Here is a 17933-nt window from a genome sequence, read left to right on the forward strand (position 1 = left end):
GTCGCCCACCGGTCTTCTCCGGTCGGGACCCCCATGGCAAGAGGACGTGTTTAGCCGTGAAGGTCGGCATCCCCCGCGAGGTCAAGAACCACGAGTACCGCGTGGCCATCACGCCCGCCGGCGTGCATGAGCTGGTCCGCAACGGACACGAGGTCTACATCGAGGACAACGCCGGTCTCGGCTCCTCGATCCCCAACGAGGAGTACGTGGCCGCCGGCGCCACCATCCTCCCCACCGCCGACGAGGTGTGGGCCACCGCCGACCTGCTGCTGAAGGTCAAGGAGCCCATCGCCTCCGAGTACCACCGGCTGCGCAAGGGGCAGACCCTCTTCACGTACCTGCACCTGGCGGCCGACCGTGCCGGCACCGACGCGCTGATCGCCTCGGGCACCACCGCCATCGCGTACGAGACCGTGCAGCTGGCCAACGGCGCGCTGCCGCTGCTCGCCCCGATGTCCGAGGTCGCGGGCCGGCTGGCCCCGCAGGTCGGCTCGTACCACCTGATGCGCCCGGCCGGCGGCCGCGGCGTGCTGCCCGGCGGCGTGCCCGGCACCCACCCGGCCAAGGCCGTCGTCATCGGCGGTGGCGTCTCCGGTTGGCACGCGGCCACCATCGCCATCGGCATGGGCTACGACGTGACCCTGCTCGACCGCGACATCAACAAGCTGCGCGAGGCCGACCGCATCTTCGGCACGAAGATCAAGGCCATCATGTCCAACTCCTTCGAGCTGGAGAAGGCCGTCCTGGACGCCGACCTGGTCATCGGCGCGGTGCTGATCCCGGGCGCCAAGGCCCCGAAGCTGGTCACCAACGAGCTGGTCTCCCGGATGAAGCCGGGCTCCGTGCTCGTCGACATCGCCATCGACCAGGGCGGCTGCTTCGAGGACTCGCACCCGACCACGCACGACGACCCGACCTTCCAGGTCCACAACTCGGTCTTCTACTGCGTGGCTAACATGCCGGGCGCCGTCCCGAACACCTCCACCTACGCGCTGACCAACGCCACCCTGCCGTACGTCATCGAGCTGGCGAACCGCGGGTGGAAGGAGGCGCTGCGCCGTGACCCGGCGCTCGCCAAGGGCCTCAACGTGCACGAGGGCCAGATCACCTTCCCGGCCGTGGCCGACGCCTTCGGCCTGGAGTCGGTCACGCTGGACAGCGTGCTCGCCTGATCTCCCTGACCGCACGGCGGTCGTTCGCCCCCGACCCGATTCCTTCGGGTCGGGGGCTTCGCCGTGCCCGCGAACGGCCCGCGGACCGGTCGGGTCGCTCTGTCGTCAATTCCCGCGGGTCGGGTCACCCGACCGCAGAAACGTTAGGGTCATGGGCCCGCTCATCCCTTGACAGCAGCCCGCCCGATAGTCGACACATCGGGCCCACTACCGTGGATTGTGTTGCTGCGAACGCCTTGAACGGCCTAGAGTCGCAAACCGTCGGCATGCTGCCACGCTGACGAATCGACATAGAGTCCTGGATGCCCAAGGAGGTAAGACGACTTGTGAATGAGTCGACAATTGCTCCCGGGGGTGGTCAGCCAGGACTGGCGGAGCACACCGCCGGCCAGCCGAGTGAGGAGCCCGGGGCCCGGCAGCCCTCCGTGGGCTCGGCCGAGGTCGGCTCGGTCGCACTCCGCACTTTCGAAGCACGCCAGAACACAGCGCAGGTGACCACGGTGACCGATCACGACGCCGACTTGGCGGCCTACGGCCTGGCCTACGGCGAGTTCGCCTACGGCGCCTACGACGACCCGGACGCCGAGTACGAGCCGGACCCGGAGTACGCCGCCACCCTGGCCCCCGACGCCGCGCGCCAGCGCCGCGAGCGGGTCGGCCCGACCGGCCGTCCACTGCCGTACTTCCCGATCCCCGCGCCGGTCGCCGAGCACGGCCCCGCCCAGATCATCGCCATGTGCAACCAGAAGGGCGGCGTCGGCAAGACCACGTCGACCATCAACCTGGGCGCGGCGCTGGCCGAGTACGGCCGCCGGGTGCTGCTCGTCGACTTCGACCCGCAGGGCGCTCTCTCGGTCGGCCTCGGCGTCAACCCCATGGAGCTGGACGTCACCGTCTACAACCTGCTCATGGAGCGGGGCCTGACGGCCGATGAGGTGCTGCTGAAGACCGCCGTCCCCGGCATGGACCTGCTGCCCTCCAACATCGACCTCTCCGCCGCCGAGGTGCAGCTGGTCAGCGAGGTGGCCCGGGAGTCCGCGCTGGCGCGCGCCCTGAAGCCGCTGCTGCCCGACTACGACTACGTCATCATCGACTGCCAGCCCTCGCTCGGGCTGCTGACGGTCAATGCGCTGACGGCCGCTCACAGCGTGATCGTGCCGCTGGAGTGCGAGTTCTTCGCGCTGCGCGGTGTCGCGCTGCTGACCGAGACGATCGAGAAGGTGTGCGAGCGGCTCAACCCCGAGCTGCGCCTGGACGGCATCCTCGCGACCATGTACGACTCGCGCACCGTGCACAGCCGTGAGGTGCTGGCGCGGGTCGTCGAGGCGTTCGGCGAGCACGTCTTCCACACCGTCATCGGGCGGACCGTGCGCTTCCCGGAGACCACCGTCGCCGGCGAGCCCATCACCACGTACGCCACCAACTCGGTCGGGGCCGCCGCCTACCGCCAGCTCGCCAGGGAGGTGCTCGACCGGTGCCGCCCCGCCGAGTGAGTCTCCCGGGTGCCGACGAGCTGTTCCGGACCACCGGCGGGATGGCGTTGTCGCCGTCCCTCGCGCCGCGTCCGGCCGCCGAGGCATCCAGACCGGAGACCGCGCGGACCGTCAACGGCACGGACGGCGCCGAGGGCGCCCACGGTGCCCAGGACGACCGGCAGGCGCCGCAGGAGCAGCAGTCGGCCGCCGCGGTGCCGTCGCCCGCGCAGCCGCCCGTGCAGCGGGCCGCCGGGGACCAGGGCGCCGGAGCGGCCGCCAACGGCGTGTCCGCCACCCGGGGAGCCCCGGCCGGCCGGACGCACGCGGGTGCCGCCGAGGAGCAGGCCGGTGCCGCCGGGCGCGCCCGGCCGCGGGGGCGCGCGCCGCGCCGACCGAGCGGACGCGAGCGGCACGACGAGAAGATCACCGTGTACGTGTCCGCCGAGGAGCTCATGGACCTCGAGCACACCCGGCTGGTGCTGCGCGGCGAGCACGGCCTGGCCGTGGACCGCGGGCGGATCGTCCGGGAGGCCATCGCGGTGGTCCTGGCGGACCTGGAGCAGCGCGGCGAGGCCTCGATCCTGGTCCGGCGGCTGCGCGGCCGGTAGGGCCGTCCTCCGGGCACCGGGTGGCGGGCTGCGGCTGTCGGGCTGCGGCTGTCGGGCTGCGGCTGTAGGGCAGCGGATCCGGACAGCGGAGGCCGGGGCTTCAGGGCGCCGGGTGTCGGGCGCCGACGGCCGGGGACCGTGCCGTCGGACGGCGTGTCGGCGGGCCCCGGGGCGGGCCCTGCGGTCGGGGCGGGTGAAGATGGACCGTCATGCCGAGCACCGCCCAACCGGCCACCAGCGCCGCGAACCCGACCAGCGCCGCGGAGCCGACCACCGCCGTGGAGCCGAGCAGCGTCGTGGCGCCGACCACCGCCGTGGAGCCGAGCAGCGTCGTGGCGCCGGCCACTGCCGCGGACCCGAGCAGCGCCGTCGAGCCGACCCGGGGCGTGGAGCCGAGCAGCGCCGTGGACCCGGGCGAGGACGAGCGCCGTGGGGGTTTCCACGTCCGGCTGGAGAACTTCGAGGGCCCCTTCGACCTGCTGCTCAGCCTGATCGCCAGGCACAAGCTGGACGTCACCGAGGTGGCGCTGGCCACGGTGACGGACGAGTTCGTGGCGCACATCCGCGCGATGGGGCCGGACTGGGACCTGGACGCGGCGACCGAGTTCCTCGTGGTGGCCGCCACCCTGCTGGACCTCAAGGCGGCCCGGCTGCTGCCCGCGGCCGAGGTCGAGGACGAGGAGGACCTCGCGCTGCTGGAGGCGCGGGACCTGCTGTTCGCGCGGCTGCTGCAGTACCGGGCGTACAAGCGGGCGGCGGCGGTGTTCGGCGAGCGGTGGGCCGCCGAGCTGCTCAGGCGGCCGCGGACCGTCGGGCTGGAACCGCGGCACGCGGAGCTGCTGCCCGAGGTGGTGATCACCGTCGGGCCCGAGGGGCTGGCCCGGCTCGCCGCCAAGGCGATGGAGCCCAAGCCCGCGCCCGTCGTCTACGTGGACCACATCCACACCCCGCCGGTCAGCGTGCGCGAGCAGGCGGCTCTGGTGGTCGACCTGCTCACCGGGCTGGGGGAGGCCTCCTTCCAGCAGTTGGTCGCGGACGCGCCGGACACCCTGGTGGTGGTCGCCCGCTTCCTGGCCCTGCTGGAGCTGTACCGCGAGCGGGTGCTGGCCTTCGAGCAGCCGGAGGCGCTCGGGGAACTGCGGGTGCGCTGGGTGGCCGAGGAGGGCCGCGGCGCGGTCGAGGTGACGGACGAGTTCGACCGGCCCCCGGACGGGGCCGCGGACGAGGCGAAGGAGGACCGGCGGCGATGAGTGCCGGGAACGACGGCGGACGGCCGGTGCGCCGCCCGCTCGGCCTGCCCGGGCAGCCGAGGGTGCAGGAGTGGCTGGAACCGGCCTTCGAGCTGCTGCCCGAGCCCGTGGCGCCGGCGGCGGACCCCGGGGCGCGGGTGGTGCACCAGAAGTCGGCCGGGCCGACGTCCGACGTGCCGGACGAGCCGGCCGGTCCCCGGGCGCCCGCGGAACCGGCGGTGCCCGCGGAGCAAGCAGAGCCGGCGGAGTCGGCGGGCCCCGGGCTGCGGGCCGAGCTGGAGGCGATCCTGATGGTCGTCGACGAGCCCGTCACCGAGGAGCGGCTGGCCGGCGTGCTGGAGCGGCCGCGGGCCGAGGTGGCCGGAGCGCTGCGCGAGCTGTCCGCCGAGTACGAGGCGGCCGGGCGCGGCTTCGACCTGCGGCTGGTGGCGGGCGGCTGGCGGTTCTACAGCCGCGACAGCTGCGCCGCGGCCGTCGACCGCTTCCTGCTGGACGGCCAGCAGGCCCGGTTGACCCAGGCCGCGTTGGAGACCCTGGCCGTGGTCGCGTACCGGCAGCCGGTGTCCAGATCGAGGGTCTCCGCCGTCCGCGGTGTGAACTGTGACGGAGTGATGCGTACCCTGGTACAGCGAGGACTGGTGGAAGAGGCCGGATCCGAGCCCGAAACAGGTGCGATCCTGTATCGGACGACGAACTACTTCCTGGAACGGATGGGGCTCCGCGGCTTGGACGAGCTGCCGGAGCTCGCTCCCTTCCTGCCCGAGGTCGACGACGTGGAAGCGGAGTCCCTGGAGGGCACGATGATCGCGGACGCGGTCGCCGTCGCTGCCGCACAGGCCGTGGACGGCAGTGGCGAGGCCGGTCGGGCAGCGCACGATCGGTAGGGGGAGGTGAGGTCGGCCGAGACGACCGCACATCCCAGACGGTAACGACGTACGGACACTTTGATGCGTAGCAGTGGCAACGGCAGGAACAGCAGCGGCGGCGGCAGCGGTCGCGGCGGACAGGGCGGGGGCCGGGGCGGCTCCTACGGCGGCGGCAGCGGCCGCGGCGGCTCGGGCTCGCGCGGGGGTTCGTACGGGGGCGGCTCGGGCTCCGGCTCCCGGGGCGGCTCGTACGGCGGCGGCTCGCGCGGCGGCTCCTACGGCGGCGGCAGCGGCCGCGGTGGCTCGGGCTCCGGCTCGGGTGCGCGCGGCGGCTCCTACGGGCGGGACGACCGGCGGGACGACCGCCGCTTCCCGGACCGCCCGCTGCGGCCGGAGGAGCGCAAGTACGACCGTCCGGAGTTCGGCGGCGGCCCGAACGCCACCCCGGCCCGCGGCGGCTACGCCGGCCGGCGTCCCGGCCCGGCCCCGCGTCCGCGCCGTGAGGGCCAGGGCGCCCCGGGCGACCCGCGCCGCCAGCCGCAGCGCTCGCGCGAGCTGCAGGCCAAGATCGAGGACGCGGTGCTCGCCCGGCACGACAAGCCGGCCGTGAAGCTGCCCAAGACCTTCGGCGAGCCCGAGGGCGAGCGCCTGCAGAAGGTGCTGGCCCGTGCGGGCGTCGGCAGCCGCCGCGCCTGCGAGGAGCTGATCGAGCAGGGCCGCGTCGAGGTCAACGGCAAGCGCGTCACCGAGCAGGGCAAGCGCGTCGACCCGGACAAGGACGAGATCAAGGTCGACGGCCTGACCGTCGCCACCCAGTCCTACCTGTTCTTCGCGCTCAACAAGCCGGCCGGCGTGGTCTCCACCATGGAGGACCCGGACGGGCGGCAGTGCCTCGGCGACTACGTGACCAACCGGGAGACCCGGCTGTTCCACGTCGGCCGCCTGGACACCGAGACCGAGGGCATCATCCTGCTCACCAACCACGGCGAGCTGGCCCACCGCCTCACCCACCCGCGCTACGGCGTGACCAAGACCTACCTGGCCGCCATCCAGGGCCCGATCCCGCGCGACCTGGGCCGCCAGCTGGCCCAGGGCGTGGAGCTGGAGGACGGCTTCGCCCGCGCCGACAGCTTCAAGGTCGTCTCCAACGTCGGCAAGAACTACCTGGTCGAGGTGACCCTGCACGAGGGCCGCAAGCACATCGTCCGCCGGATGCTGGCCGAGGTCGGCTTCCCGGTCGAGAAGCTGGTGCGCACCCACTTCGGCCCGATCGCGCTCGGTGACCAGAAGTCGGGCTGGCTGCGCCGGCTGACCAACCCCGAGGTCGGTCAGCTGATGCGCGAGGTCGGCCTGTAGGAGTCGGGCCCCGCCGGTCGTCCGCCGCCGTTCGTCGGCGTGCGTCCGAGCGGCGTGCGTCCGAGCGGCGTGCGTCCGAGCGGCGTGCGTCCGAGCGGCGTTCGTCGGAGGGTCCCCTGCCCGTGGTGGCGGGGGACCCTCCGGCGTTCGTGGGTGTGAGCCGGAACGCACCCGCTGGTCACGGCCTTGTCAGCGCCATGATCCGTGGCCGAGGATGGCCACCGGACCACCGTCCGCCCCGTGGCGGGACTGCGCCAGGGCGAGCGCCGGTGGGGGTGTCCGGGGCGAACAGGGGGAGACGGCGTCGTGTCCGATGCAGTACCGGGACGGTCAGCCGGTCAGGCCCTCGGCCCGCTGGGGCTGTCCGAGCCGGACGGGCAGGTCTACGCGGCCCTGGTGGCCAGTCCGCAGTCCACCGCGGAGGAACTGGCCGAGAGCTGCGGCCTGACGCTCCAGCAGAGCGTGCGCGCACTGGACCGGCTGGCGCAGCAGGGCATGGCCACCCGCGCACCGGTGGACCGGCAGCGCTACCTGCCGGTGGCCCCGGACGTGGCGATCGGGACCCTGATCGGCCACCGGGAGTCCGAACTGCGCCGGGCCCGGGCGGAGATGCACCGGCTGATGGACGCGTTCCGGGAGGCCTCCCGCTACACCGACCCGGCGCACTCGGTGGAGGTGCTCACCGGCGGCGAGGCGATCGCCCAGCGGCTGGAGCACATCACCGAGACCAGCCAGTACCAGGTGCGCGGCTTCGACCGCCCGCCGTACATCCAGGACCCGGTGGCGCCGCTGACCCTGCAGCGGCGGCGGCTGAAGGAGGGGCTGCGGTTCCGGACCGTCTACGACCGGGAGGCGGTGGCCTGGCCCGGCCGGCTGGAGCGGAACATCCTGGTCGGTGTGGCGGACGGCGAGGAGGCCCGGGTGCGGCCGACCCTGCCGATGAAGATGATCATTTCGGACGACCGGATGGCGATCATCCCGATCAGCGTCGGTGACAGCGTGCTGGACGCCGCCTACGTGATCCACCCCTCGGCGCTGCTCCAGGCGCTGGACACGCTGTTCGAGGCGGAGTGGGAACGGGCGGTGCAGCTGCAGGCCGCGATCGGCACCGCGGAGGCCTCGCTGGAACCGGAGGCCGACCACCGCAAGCTGCTGGGCCTGCTGGCCGCGGGGCTGACCGACGAGTCGATCGCCCGCTCGCTGGGCTGGAGCGCCCGGACCACCCAGCGGCGGCTCCAGAGCCTGATGCGTTCGCTGGGCGCCACCACCCGCTTCCAGGCCGGGATGGCGGCCCGGGAGCGGGGGTGGCTGTGAACCTCGAGCCGGTCAGCTCCAGGGGCTGAGCGAGGCCCAGCGGCCGTCCGGGCCGCGCTCGACCTTCTGCAGGCCGACCACGGCCGAGCGGTTCAGCCGGCCGTAGATGTGCGGGAAGAGGACGCCGGGGGTGGCTCCCGGCGGCGGTGCGCCGTGCGGGGCCTCCCACTTGACCATCGGCTCCACCAGCGACTCCTCGATCAGCAGCACCATCAGCGGGTCGGGGGCGTCGGTGAAGAAGGCGTTGGCCACGGCGAGCGCCGTCCGCTCGTCCGCCGAGCAGTGGATGAACCCGTCGGTGAGCAGCGACGCGGCGGCGTACGGTCGGCCGGGGTCGGTCAGCCAGTCGTCCAGGGGTGCGAGATGGAGGATCATGTTCCCTTTGTACCCGTTTCCTTCCTGAGCGGTCGTCACGAGGCGGCGGGCATCACAGACCCGCCACCTTGGCGGCGGCCGCGACCTCGTACACCAGGGTGAGGGTGCGGCGGGCGCCCGGGCCGAGCGGGACGTCCCAGCGCACGATGCCCTCGGCGTCGAAGGAGTCCGGCGCCGGCGAGCACTCCTCCTTGCGCAGCCGCACCTCGACCGAGGAGACCTCGGAGACCGGCACCCGCTCGCGCACCGCGACCACCTGCTCGTCGTGCTCCTCCGGCCCGGAGAAGCGGGACAGGTGCAGCCGCACGGTCCGGGTCGTGGTCTGGCGGCCGGTCAGCGCGGCGACGGCCCGGCGCTCCTCGGTCTCGCGGACCACCCGGTAGCCGTCCGAGCTCCCGAAGGACAGCTCCGTTTCGGCCCCTGCGGCGGTGAAGCGCAGCTCGCCCCGGCCGGTGAAGCCGCTGCCGCGCACCAGCTCGACCGGGCCGGCCAGCAACGGGTGCCCGGCCGTGTTGCGGAACCGGACCACCCGGGTGACCAGCGGGGACAGCTCCGGCGCGCAGACGTACTCGCTGCTCGCCGGGCCGGTGAAGGCACCCAGCGGGACCTTGTGGGCCCGGCCGTCGGACGGCACGGTGGCGGGGGCGGGGGCGGGCAGCACCCGCACCTCGCCGCCGTCGTCCAGACCGGGGACGGCGGCGGACGGCCCGAGGGTGCTGATCGCCTCCTCGCGCAGCTCGACCTCCACCGTGCGGCGCTCCTCGTCGGTGCGCTCGCGCAGCGCCAGCACGTCCTCGGTGAGCGCGGGCGGGTCGGTGGCCAGGGCGGAACGGGCGGTGGAGAAGGTGAGCCGGGCACCGGTCCAGTCCTCGCCGGTGCGCTGCCAGACCACCGCCTCCGACTCCAGCCGCAGGCCGCCGCCGTCCAGGGTGGCGCGGTAGGAGGGGCGCCAGAGCGCGCAGGGCACCAGGTGGCTGACGGTCAGCCCGGTCGGGCCGGGCCGGGCCGCCTCGACGGTCAGCTCCAGGTGGGCGACCAGCTCGGCGGGCTCCTCCTCGGCCTCGTCCAGGGCGATCAGGGCCTGGGAGCGTTCCTGGTCCAGCCGGCGCAGCCGGGAGCGGGTCGCCCGCAGCTCCTCGCCGTAGCGCTCGCGCTCGGCGTCCACCCGGTCCAGCTCGCGCGCCCAGCGGGTGCGCTCGATCTCACCGACGCCGGCGCCCTCGCCGATCTCGCGCAGCAGGTCGGCGCTCAGCTGGGCGAGCAGGGCCAGACGGGCCTCCAGCCGGGCCCGGGTCTGGTCGGCGAGGCGGGACTCGGCCTCCAGCGCGTGCAGCCGGTGGCGCAGCGCGGAGTCCTGCGGACCGGGCGGCAGCGGGGCGCGCGGGGTCCAGGTGCGGACCAGCCGGGCCTCCAGCACCCGGGTGCCCGGGCCGGTCGTCTCGGCGCGCAGGGTGCGGTCGACGGCCAGGGCGGTGAGCGGGCCCAGCCGCAGCCGCTGCACGCCCCCGGCGAGCTCGACGGTCGTCGTGCGCTCGACCTGCGCGCGGTCCTCCAGGCAGGTGACGGCGGTGACGGGGAGGGGGGTGGTTTCTCCGGTCATCTGTCAGTTCCTCCGGTTTCCGCCGACGATGGCCTTTCCGGCCGGGATCTTGATCTGGTAGCCGCCGTCCAGCTCACTGCGGCCACCGGGCGGGAGGTCGACCCGCCAGAGCCGGGTGCTGGGCGGGCACTCCGGCGTCGGCGCGGTCGGGGCGTGCCAGTCGCCGCGCTCCTCGATCCGGATCTCGGCGTCCGAGGTGACCGGCACGCGCTCGCGGACCTCCACGGTGACGGTGCGCCCCAGCCGGTTCGCCAGCTGGACGTGCACCCGGTGGTCGAGCACGGTGCTGTTGCCCTTCAGCATGCCCGTGGCCGACTCGTGCAGCTCGGTGCGGCGCGCCACCTCGATGCTCTCGGTGACGCCGATGCCCACGCTGCGGACGCCGCCGGGGGCGAGGGTGGGCAGGGCGGCGGTGAGCAGGAACTCGTCGTCCACCGTGACCTCGACCGGACCGGCCAGGACGGCGCGGTCGGTGCGGTTGGCGAGGACCAGGGTCGCGTACACCTTCTCCTCGACGGCCGGGACGGTGACGTACTCCGGGCGGACGGACAGCGGGATCTCGTCGACGGTGACGGTGTGCCAGGTGCCGTCGGACGGGATGTCCGCCGGGGCGACGGCGTCGAAGCGGTAGTCGAAGGAACCGGCCGAGCGGCGGGGCGGGACGGCGTGGCGGGGCAGGGCGAGGTCGCGGACCCGGGCGCCGCCGGGGCCGCCGGGGAGGAACCGCTCCCGTTCCTCGCGCTCCATCCGGGCGGGGTCCGGGCGCAGGGTGCCGCGACGGCCGGCGGGGGCGTCGGGGCCGGCCAGGAGGAGGCCGGGGTAGTCCAGCAGGGCGGTGTCGGGGTGGAAGCCGGTGACCGGCGGCGGGGTGGGGTGCAGGCCCCGGCCGCGCCGCCGGGCCTCCTCCGGCGGGGCGCCGCCGGCGGCCGGGGGCAGCGCGTCGGCGGCCTGGGGGTGCGCTGCGGCGGCTTCGGGGTGCGCTGCGGCGGCCTTGGCGTAGCGCATCGGGGCGCCGCCGGGGGCCTGGGACGCCGGTGCGGCCGGTGCCGGCATGGTGCCCGGGGCGGGTGGGGGTGCGGAGAGTGCGGGCGGGGCGCCGTAGCCGGCGAAGCCGGGCGGCGGTGGCGCGGGGACCGGCCCCTGGGGTGGGGCCGGCTCGTGCGGCTGGGCCGGCTCGTGGACGCTCAGCGAGCCGCCGCCGTACGGGCCGGAGGGCGGCGGCTGGTGCGCCGCGTACGCCGGGGGTGTGGGGAACCCGGCCCCGAGGGCTGCCCCGGCCGGGCCGGAGGCGGACACCGGGAGCGGAGCTGCGTGCCGGGGGGTGGGACGGGCGGCGGCGGCCGTGTCGTAGCCGGTGAACAGGTCGGACAGGCCGGCCGGGGGCTCGCGCCAGCCGGAGGGCGGCGGGGCGGGCTGGCTGCGGCCGATCCGCAGCGAGCCGAGCGCGGGCAGGTCGGTGCGGCGGTCGAGGTCGGCGGTGGACAGGGCGAGGCGGACGCCCGTCCAGTCCTCGCCGGTGTGCTGGGCCACGGCGGCCCGCAGGACGAGCTGGGCGGTGTCGGCTCCGGTGCGGTAGGTGAGGCGGTAGGCGGGCACCCAGCGGGCGGTGGGGACGCCGTACTCCAGCTCGAGGTCCAGGTGTCCGGTGGTGGCGGCGCCGGTGGCGGTCGGGTGGGTGGTGGCGGTCGGGTGGGTGGTGGCGGTCGTCGGGTGGGCCGGGGCGGTCGGGTTGGCGGAGTCGGTCGGGCGGGCCTGGGCGGTCGGGTCGGGGTCTGCGGTGCGCACGGTGAGCAGCACGGTGGCGGCGGTCCCGACCGGCTCGGCGCGGTCGGCGGTGGACGCCCGTTCCAGCCGGTCGGCGGCCAACTCGCGCTCATGGTCAGCGAGTTCGATGTCGCGGGTGAGCTGCTCGGCGCGCTCCTGGAGCCGGGCCAGCCGTTCGTCGACGAAGTCGGCGAGCTCCAGCCAGGCCTCGGCGGGGGTGCGGCGCAGCGGCTCGTCGCGGCGGCGCTGCGGCGGGACGGCGCGCAGTGCGGCGGTCTCGTCGATCGCGGCCAGGACCAGCCGACGGCGCTCGTCGAGCGCGCTCAGGCGCTCCATCGCCTCCTCCAACTCCCGGCGCAACACCGGGAGTTCCTCCGGCTCGCGGAGCTGGGCGGCCAGTTCGAGGCGGGCCTCGGTGACCACCGCGCCGGCCGGGCCGGCGAGCACCCGGGCGCGCAGCGACGTGCCGTCCAGCGAGTCGGGCAGGCCGGTCAGCCGCAGCCGTCCGTCGGGCGGGACGGGCACGGTGGCTCGACGGTGGCACACCGCGCCCTCGGCGTACACGACGACGGACTCCAGCACCGACGGGTGGGCCGGTACGGCCGGCGGTTCCGACGACCCGGTGTGACTGCTCTGCTGATCGTCCATGCGCAACCCCTTCGTTCGCGTCCGGTGCGGCGCGTACCGCCTCGCGCCGTCTTGCCGCGTCGGCCCCCGGCGGCCAGTCTGCCCCGGGTCGGGGCGGGCGTGGTCGGATTTCCCGGGGCGCGGCGTGTGCACTCTCTGGGACGGGGGCGGTGGCGCGGCGGTTGCCGGTGGGCCGGGGTGGGCCGGGGGCTGGTGGTGGTCGGGGGGCGTCGTCGTCGGGGGCCGTCGTCGTCGGGGGCGCCCTCGTCGGGGGGCGTCGCCGGGGGCGCCGTCGTCGGGGGAGGGGCCCTCGGCCGGGCCCGGCGGGTGGGAGGATGGGCGCGGGTGCTCCCGGCCGGGCCCGGCACCCGGCGAGAATCGTCAGACGATCGTCGAAACCGCCCAGTCGAGAACCGTGATCGAGGAGAGCCACCCGCCATGCGCACTGCCGTCGTCGTCGGCACCGGACTGATCGGCACCTCCGCCGCCCTGGCCCTGTCCGCGCGCGGGCTGACCGTCCACCTGGAGGACGCCGACCCGGACGCCGCCCGCACCGCCGAGTCGCTCGGCGCGGGCACCATCGAACCGCCCGAGGGCCCGGTGGACCTGGCGATCATCGCCGTGCCGCCCGCACTGGTCGGCAAGGTGCTCGCGGACTGCCAGCGCCGGAACCTGGCGCACTGGTACACCGACGTGGCCAGCGTGAAGGCCGGCCCGGGCAGTGAGATCGCGGCGCTCGGCTGCGACACCGTCCACTACATCGGCAGCCACCCGATGGCTGGCCGGGAACGCTCCGGCCCGCTGGCCGCCCGTGCCGACCTGTTCGAGGGCCGCCCCTGGGTGCTCACCCCGACCGCCGACACCGACACCGACACGCTCAACGCCGCGCTGGAGCTGGTGGCGCTCTGCGGCGCGATGCCGATCGTGATGGACGCGGCCCAGCACGACCGGGCCGTCGCCCTGGTCTCGCACGCCCCGCAGCTGGTCTCCTCGCTGGTCGCGGCCCGGCTCGAGCACGCCGACGAGACGGCCATAAGGCTCTCCGGCCAGGGCGTGCGCGACGTGACCCGGATCGCCGCCTCCAACCCCGCGATGTGGGTCGACATCCTCTCCGCCAACGCGGGCGCGGTCGCCGACGTCCTGGCGGAGGTCGCCAACGACCTCGGGGAGACCGTCACCGCGCTGCGCGCGCTCGCGGCGGCCGAGGAGGGCGAGCGCCGGGCCGGTGCCGAGGGCATCGAGGCGGTCATGCGGCGTGGCAACACCGGGCAGGCGCGCATCCCCGGCAAGCACGGTGCGCCGCCCACCCGGTACGAGACCGTCTCGGTGGTCCTCGGGGACCAGCCGGGGGAGCTCGGCCGGCTGTTCGGGGAGGTCGGCGAGGCCGGGGTCAACATCGAGGACGTCGCCATCGAGCACTCGGACGGGAAGCAGGTCGGCTTCGTGCAGCTGTCGGTGGCACCGGCGGCGGTCAAGCGGCTCACGGCGGCGCTGCGCTCGGGCGGGTGGAGCGTCCGGGACTGACGGGTGCCGGAGTAGCGGGTTCGGGGCGGTGGGTTCCGGGGTGACGGGGCTGCGATGGGGGCCGGGGGCCGGGTGCCGGGTGCCGGGAGTCGGGTACCGGGAGTCGGGGGCTCGGGGGCTCGGGGGCTCGGGGCTCGGCAGGCGGTCCGGAGTCCGCCGGGCCGCCGAGCTTCGTCCCGGAGCGCACGGGAGCGTGGCCACTGCGGCGGGCAGTCCGGCGGGCAGTCCGGCGGGCACTGATCGGGCGGGCCAGTGGGCCTGAGCGAGCGGCCCGGCGGGCGCTGGGCGGGCGGCGGAACGGGGGCGGGCGGGGTCCGGGCGGCGGTCCATTAACCTTGAGGGAGACGAACTCCCCCCGGCCGTCCGCCCGCGCAGGCGTCGGCTTCCATGCTCAGAGAGAGGTTCGCCCCCGTGGACACTGCCGACCGAGCGCACGCCCCGGTCGTCGTCGCCATCGACGGACCCTCCGGCTCCGGCAAGTCGACCGTCTCGCGGGCGGTCGCCGCCCGGCTGGGCCTGAGCTTCCTGGACACCGGTGCCATGTACCGGGCGATGACCTGGTGGATGCTGGCCAACGACATCGACGTCGACGACGCCGAGGCGGTCGCCGTCGCGTGCGGCAAGCCGGTGATCGTGTCGGGCACGGACGCCGACGGTCCCACCATCACGGTGGACGGCCAGGACGTCTCGGGTCCGATCCGCGGTCCCGAGGTGACGGCCGGTGTCAGCGCCGTGGCCGCGGTGCCGGCGGTGCGGGCCCGGCTGGTGGAGCTGCAGCGCGGCTGCGCCGAGGTCGCCGAGCGCGGCATCGTCGCCGAGGGCCGGGACATGGGAACCGTGGTGTTCCCGGCGGCCACCGTCAAGGTCTTCCTGACCGCCTCCGAGCAGGCCCGGGCCGAACGGCGGGCGGCCGAGCTGCGCGCCAAGGGCGTCGACGAGGCGACCATCACCGCGATGGCCGCCGACCTCGCCCGGCGCGACGCCGCCGACTCCTCGCGCGAGACGGCGCCGCTGGCCCAGGCCGCCGACGCGGTGCTGGTGGACACCAGCAGTCTCACGCTGGAGCAGGTGATCGACCGGATCGCCGCCCTGGTGGAGCAGCGGGCCGGGCTGTCGGCGGTCTGATGCGGGGAATCTGACCGCTGGGAGTCGGGCCGCCGAGGGGTCCGACCCCGAGAAGTCCGACCGGTGAGAGGTCCGGAACTGCCGGGGTCCGACTGCCGGGGTCCGACTGCCGGGGTCCGACCGACGCCGGTCGGGCCGCCGTTGGTCGAGTCGTCCGGCCGCCGGCCGGGTCATCCGGCCACTGAACGATCCGCGGGCCGCCGAGGCGCCGCGGAGGAAACCATCGCGCTGCCCCGAGCGGGGCAGGTACGCACGGCGCGCCCCTGGGAAGGGCCGGGCCGGGAAACGGAACAGACGAACATGACCGCAGAGCACTCCGCCACCGGGCACGGTGAGCTGGACGCCGCCGACTACGCCGAGTTCATGGCCCTCGCCGCCGAGGAGGGCTTCGACGTCGACGGCTTCGACGACGTCGACGGCGCCGAACACGTCCGGCTGCCGGTGCTGGCCGTCGTCGGCCGGCCCAACGTCGGCAAGTCGACCCTGGTGAACCGCATCATCGGCCGCCGCGAGGCCGTCGTCGAGGACAAGCCGGGCGTCACCCGCGACCGGGTCACCTACGAGGCCAGCTGGAACGGCCGCCGCTTCAAGGTCGTCGACACCGGCGGCTGGGAGATCGACGTCCTCGGCATCGACGCCATGGTGGCCGCCCAGGCCGAGCTGGGCATCGAGCAGGCCGACGCGGTGCTGTTCGTCGTGGACGCCACGGTCGGCGCCACCGACACCGACGAGGCCCTGATCAAGATCATCCGCCGGGCGGGCAAGCCGACCGTCCTGTGCGCCAACAAGGTCGACGGCCCGTCCACCGAGGCCGAGGCCGCCTACCTGTGGTCGCTGGGCCTGGGCGAGCCGTACCCCGTCTCCGCCCTCCACGGCCGCGGCTCCGGCGACCTGCTGGACGCCGTCATGGCCGCTCTGCCCGAGGCCCCGCCGCAGACCTTCGGCGACGCCGCCCCCGGCGGTCCGCGCCGGGTCGCGCTGATCGGCCGGCCCAACGTCGGCAAGTCCAGCCTGCTCAACAAGGTCGCCGGCGAGGAGCGCGTCGTCGTCAACGAGCTGGCCGGCACCACCCGTGACCCGGTCGACGAGCTGATCGAACTCGGCGGCAAGACCTGGAAGTTCGTGGACACCGCCGGTATCCGCCGCCGGGTCCACCTGACCGCCGGCGCCGACTTCTACGCCTCGCTGCGCACCTCCTCCGCGCTGGAGAAGGCGGAGGTCGCGGTCGTCCTGATCGACGCCAGCGAGACCCTCGCCGAGCAGGACACCCGGATCATCTCGATGGCCGTCGAGGCCGGGCGCGCCGTCGTCATCGCCTACAACAAGTGGGACCAGCTGGACGAGGAGCGCCGCTACTACCTGGAGCGCGAGATCGAGCGCGACCTCGTCCAGGTGCAGTGGGCCCCGCGCGTCAACGTGTCGGCCAAGACCGGCCGGCACATGGAGAAGCTCGTCCCGGCGATCGAGACCGCGCTGGAGGGCTGGGAGACCCGCATCCCGACCGCGCGGCTGAACGCCTTCCTCGGCGAGCTGGTGGCCGCCCACCCGCACCCGATCCGGGGCGGCAAGCAGCCGCGCATCCTCTTCGGCACCCAGGCGGGCATCCGTCCGCCGCGCTTCGTGCTGTTCGCCTCGGGCTTCCTGGAGGCGGGCTACCGGCGCTTCATCGAGCGCCGGCTGCGCGAGGAGTTCGGCTTCGTGGGGACGCCGATCTCGATCTCGGTGCGGGTGCGGGAGAAGCGCAAGAAGAAGTAGGGCGTCGTCGACCTGCCGCCGGCGCACGGTCGTCGTGGAGGTCGTGAAACGGAAGGGCTCCGTCACTGCGGTGACGGAGCCCTTCCGGCTTTGTGCGGGTGGCGGGACCTCGGGGAGTCGCGGCCCGGGCTTCGGGGGTTCGGGTTTCGGGGATTCGGGGGTTCGGGTTTTTCGGGCTTTCGGTGGGGCCGCCGCACGCCGGGTGCTGGGTGCCGGCCGCCGGCTGCTGGGGCCGCACGCGGGCCGTCAGGTGCTCCGGGCTCGGGCGCGGCGCGTCCTCAGTGGTGGTCGCCGACGCGGCCCGGGGGGAGCGAGAGCATCTGGCGGTGGCGGCCGACGGTGGGAGGGGCGGCGGCGAGGCCGGTGGCCGTACCGAGCGTGGGTGACGGAACCGGGGGCGGCGCGGGCCCACCGTTCGGGGCGTGGCCGAGGTAGCCGGCCGCGACCCAGCCCTGGCCGTTGGGGAAGTGGGCGCCGGGCGGCGTCCCCTGGGCCGGGTGGCCGGGGCCGTCGCCGGTCGTGGTGGACGGCTCCGGGTGGTGGTGCTGCTGCTGGGCCGGCATGAACTGGGGGAGCCCGGGCGCCTGGCCCGCGTAGGTGTGGAAGGACTGCTGCTGGGGCGGGTAGGAGCGCTGCTCGCCGCGCGGTGGGTAGCCGTCGCGGACCGCGAACCCGGTGAACGCCAGGTCCTCCTCGCCGGAGCGGTCGCCCGGGAGGGCCCGGAACAGTCGTCGGTACTCGGAGTACAGCTCGTCGTAGATCGGGGTCGTCGAGTGGGGGTGCTCCGCGTCGTACGAGGGGCGCATGCCCGGGATCGAGCGGGGAGCGGTGGCGGACCGGCCAGCGGGCGCGGAGACGTCGTAGCTGTACACGTAGGGGCCAACGAGTGAGAGGCGGCGGGGATGCGGGGGTGTTCGGGGTACGGGCGGGGGTCCTCCCGGTGGTGGGGAGGCCGGTGGGGCGGAGCCGGTGGGGCTGGGCACCGGTGGGGCTGGGCAAGGGCGGGGGCGCCGGCGGGGGCGCCGGCGGAGGTGCGGCGGGCGGAGGTGTGGGTGTGCGGCGGGCGGCAGATAGGAAGATCACACGTCTGAAAACCAGTCACCCCAACAGAGATATCGGATT

14 protein-coding genes are annotated in these 17933 nt (G+C 74.9%); 10 read left to right on the forward strand and 4 right to left on the reverse strand.

Features of this window, described 5'->3' with window-relative positions; genetic code table 11:
• Window positions 1–56 precede the first annotated feature (56 nt).
• The 7 genes from ald (at window position 57) to ABT247_RS12415 (ending at window position 8041) form a co-directional block, all read left to right on the forward strand.
• Window positions 57–1172 (forward strand): alanine dehydrogenase, encoded by a 1116-nt coding sequence (ald, locus tag ABT247_RS12385; protein WP_350741731.1) that lies wholly within the window; start codon window positions 57–59, stop codon window positions 1170–1172.
• A 425-nt stretch (window positions 1173–1597) separates the two neighbouring features.
• Window positions 1598–2665 carry a ParA family protein gene (locus ABT247_RS12390; RefSeq protein ID WP_030245868.1) on the forward strand — a complete coding sequence of 356 codons (1068 nt, stop codon included), beginning with the start codon at window positions 1598–1600 and terminating at the stop codon, window positions 2663–2665.
• A complete protein-coding gene (locus ABT247_RS12395; protein WP_350741735.1) occupies window positions 2662–3255 on the forward strand; it encodes a hypothetical protein in 594 nt (197 codons plus the stop codon). The genes ABT247_RS12390 and ABT247_RS12395 overlap by 4 nt, the downstream gene beginning before the upstream one ends.
• Window positions 3256–3464: 209 nt before the next feature.
• Window positions 3465–4505, forward strand: coding sequence for a segregation and condensation protein A (locus ABT247_RS12400; RefSeq protein ID WP_350741737.1), 1041 nt, complete (start codon window positions 3465–3467; stop codon window positions 4503–4505).
• A 290-nt stretch (window positions 4506–4795) separates the two neighbouring features.
• Window positions 4796–5389, forward strand: coding sequence for an SMC-Scp complex subunit ScpB (gene scpB / locus ABT247_RS12405; protein WP_350741763.1), 594 nt, complete (start codon window positions 4796–4798; stop codon window positions 5387–5389).
• A 63-nt stretch (window positions 5390–5452) separates the two neighbouring features.
• Complete coding sequence (locus ABT247_RS12410; RefSeq protein ID WP_350741739.1) at window positions 5453–6727, forward strand: pseudouridine synthase; 1275 nt, start codon at window positions 5453–5455, stop codon at window positions 6725–6727.
• 306 nt (window positions 6728–7033) lie between these two features.
• A complete protein-coding gene (locus tag ABT247_RS12415) occupies window positions 7034–8041 on the forward strand; it encodes a helix-turn-helix domain-containing protein (protein ID WP_350741741.1) in 1008 nt (335 codons plus the stop codon).
• A gap of 12 nt (window positions 8042–8053) precedes the next feature.
• Here the strand turns inward: ABT247_RS12415 and ABT247_RS12420 are convergent, their stop codons facing one another.
• Genes ABT247_RS12420 through ABT247_RS12430 form a run of 3 tightly spaced genes read right to left on the reverse strand, consistent with a single transcriptional unit; the run spans window position 8054 to window position 12428 of the window.
• Window positions 8054–8416, reverse strand: coding sequence for a DUF952 domain-containing protein (locus ABT247_RS12420; RefSeq protein WP_350741743.1), 363 nt, complete (start codon window positions 8414–8416; stop codon window positions 8054–8056).
• Between the two features lie 52 nt (window positions 8417–8468).
• Window positions 8469–10016, reverse strand: coding sequence for a DUF4139 domain-containing protein (locus ABT247_RS12425; protein ID WP_350741745.1), 1548 nt, complete (start codon window positions 10014–10016; stop codon window positions 8469–8471).
• 3 nt (window positions 10017–10019) lie between these two features.
• Window positions 10020–12428: a DUF4139 domain-containing protein gene (locus ABT247_RS12430; protein WP_350741747.1), complete on the reverse strand. Its 2409-nt coding sequence runs from the start codon at window positions 12426–12428 to the stop codon at window positions 10020–10022.
• Between the two features lie 417 nt (window positions 12429–12845).
• Here ABT247_RS12430 and ABT247_RS12435 point away from each other — a divergent pair, with 417 nt between their 5' ends.
• The 3 genes from ABT247_RS12435 (at window position 12846) to der (ending at window position 16811) form a co-directional block, all read left to right on the forward strand.
• Window positions 12846–13931, forward strand: a complete 1086-nt coding sequence (locus ABT247_RS12435) for a prephenate dehydrogenase (protein ID WP_350741749.1) — start codon at window positions 12846–12848, stop codon at window positions 13929–13931.
• Between the two features lie 387 nt (window positions 13932–14318).
• The gene (gene cmk / locus ABT247_RS12440; RefSeq protein WP_392902579.1) at window positions 14319–15056 is read left to right on the forward strand and encodes a (d)CMP kinase; all 738 of its coding nucleotides are present in this window, start codon (window positions 14319–14321) and stop codon (window positions 15054–15056) included.
• A 300-nt stretch (window positions 15057–15356) separates the two neighbouring features.
• Window positions 15357–16811 (forward strand): ribosome biogenesis GTPase Der, encoded by a 1455-nt coding sequence (der, locus tag ABT247_RS12445; RefSeq protein WP_350741754.1) that lies wholly within the window; start codon window positions 15357–15359, stop codon window positions 16809–16811.
• 278 nt (window positions 16812–17089) lie between these two features.
• Here the strand turns inward: der and ABT247_RS12450 are convergent, their stop codons facing one another.
• Entirely contained in the window at window positions 17090–17683 is a 594-nt protein-coding gene (locus tag ABT247_RS12450; RefSeq protein WP_350741765.1) for a hypothetical protein, read from the reverse strand.
• Window positions 17684–17933: the final 250 nt, after the last annotated feature.

Source organism: Kitasatospora sp. NPDC001539, from assembly GCF_040298565.1.
Lineage (GTDB): Bacteria > Actinomycetota > Actinomycetes > Streptomycetales > Streptomycetaceae > Kitasatospora.

Coding starts and splice junctions, on each gene's coding strand:
- ABT247_RS12400 (WP_350741737.1), top strand. CDS start 3,465: ATGCCGAGCACCGCCCAACCGGCCACCAGCGCCGCGAACCCGACCAGC.
- scpB (WP_350741763.1), top strand. CDS start 4,796: ATGGTCGTCGACGAGCCCGTCACCGAGGAGCGGCTGGCCGGCGTGCTG.
- ABT247_RS12410 (WP_350741739.1), top strand. CDS start 5,453: ATGCGTAGCAGTGGCAACGGCAGGAACAGCAGCGGCGGCGGCAGCGGT.
- ABT247_RS12420 (WP_350741743.1), bottom strand. CDS start 8,416: ATGATCCTCCATCTCGCACCCCTGGACGACTGGCTGACCGACCCCGGC.
- ABT247_RS12425 (WP_350741745.1), bottom strand. CDS start 10,016: ATGACCGGAGAAACCACCCCCCTCCCCGTCACCGCCGTCACCTGCCTG.
- ABT247_RS12430 (WP_350741747.1), bottom strand. CDS start 12,428: ATGGACGATCAGCAGAGCAGTCACACCGGGTCGTCGGAACCGCCGGCC.
- ABT247_RS12435 (WP_350741749.1), top strand. CDS start 12,846: ATGCGCACTGCCGTCGTCGTCGGCACCGGACTGATCGGCACCTCCGCC.
- cmk (WP_392902579.1), top strand. CDS start 14,319: ATGCTCAGAGAGAGGTTCGCCCCCGTGGACACTGCCGACCGAGCGCAC.
- der (WP_350741754.1), top strand. CDS start 15,357: ATGACCGCAGAGCACTCCGCCACCGGGCACGGTGAGCTGGACGCCGCC.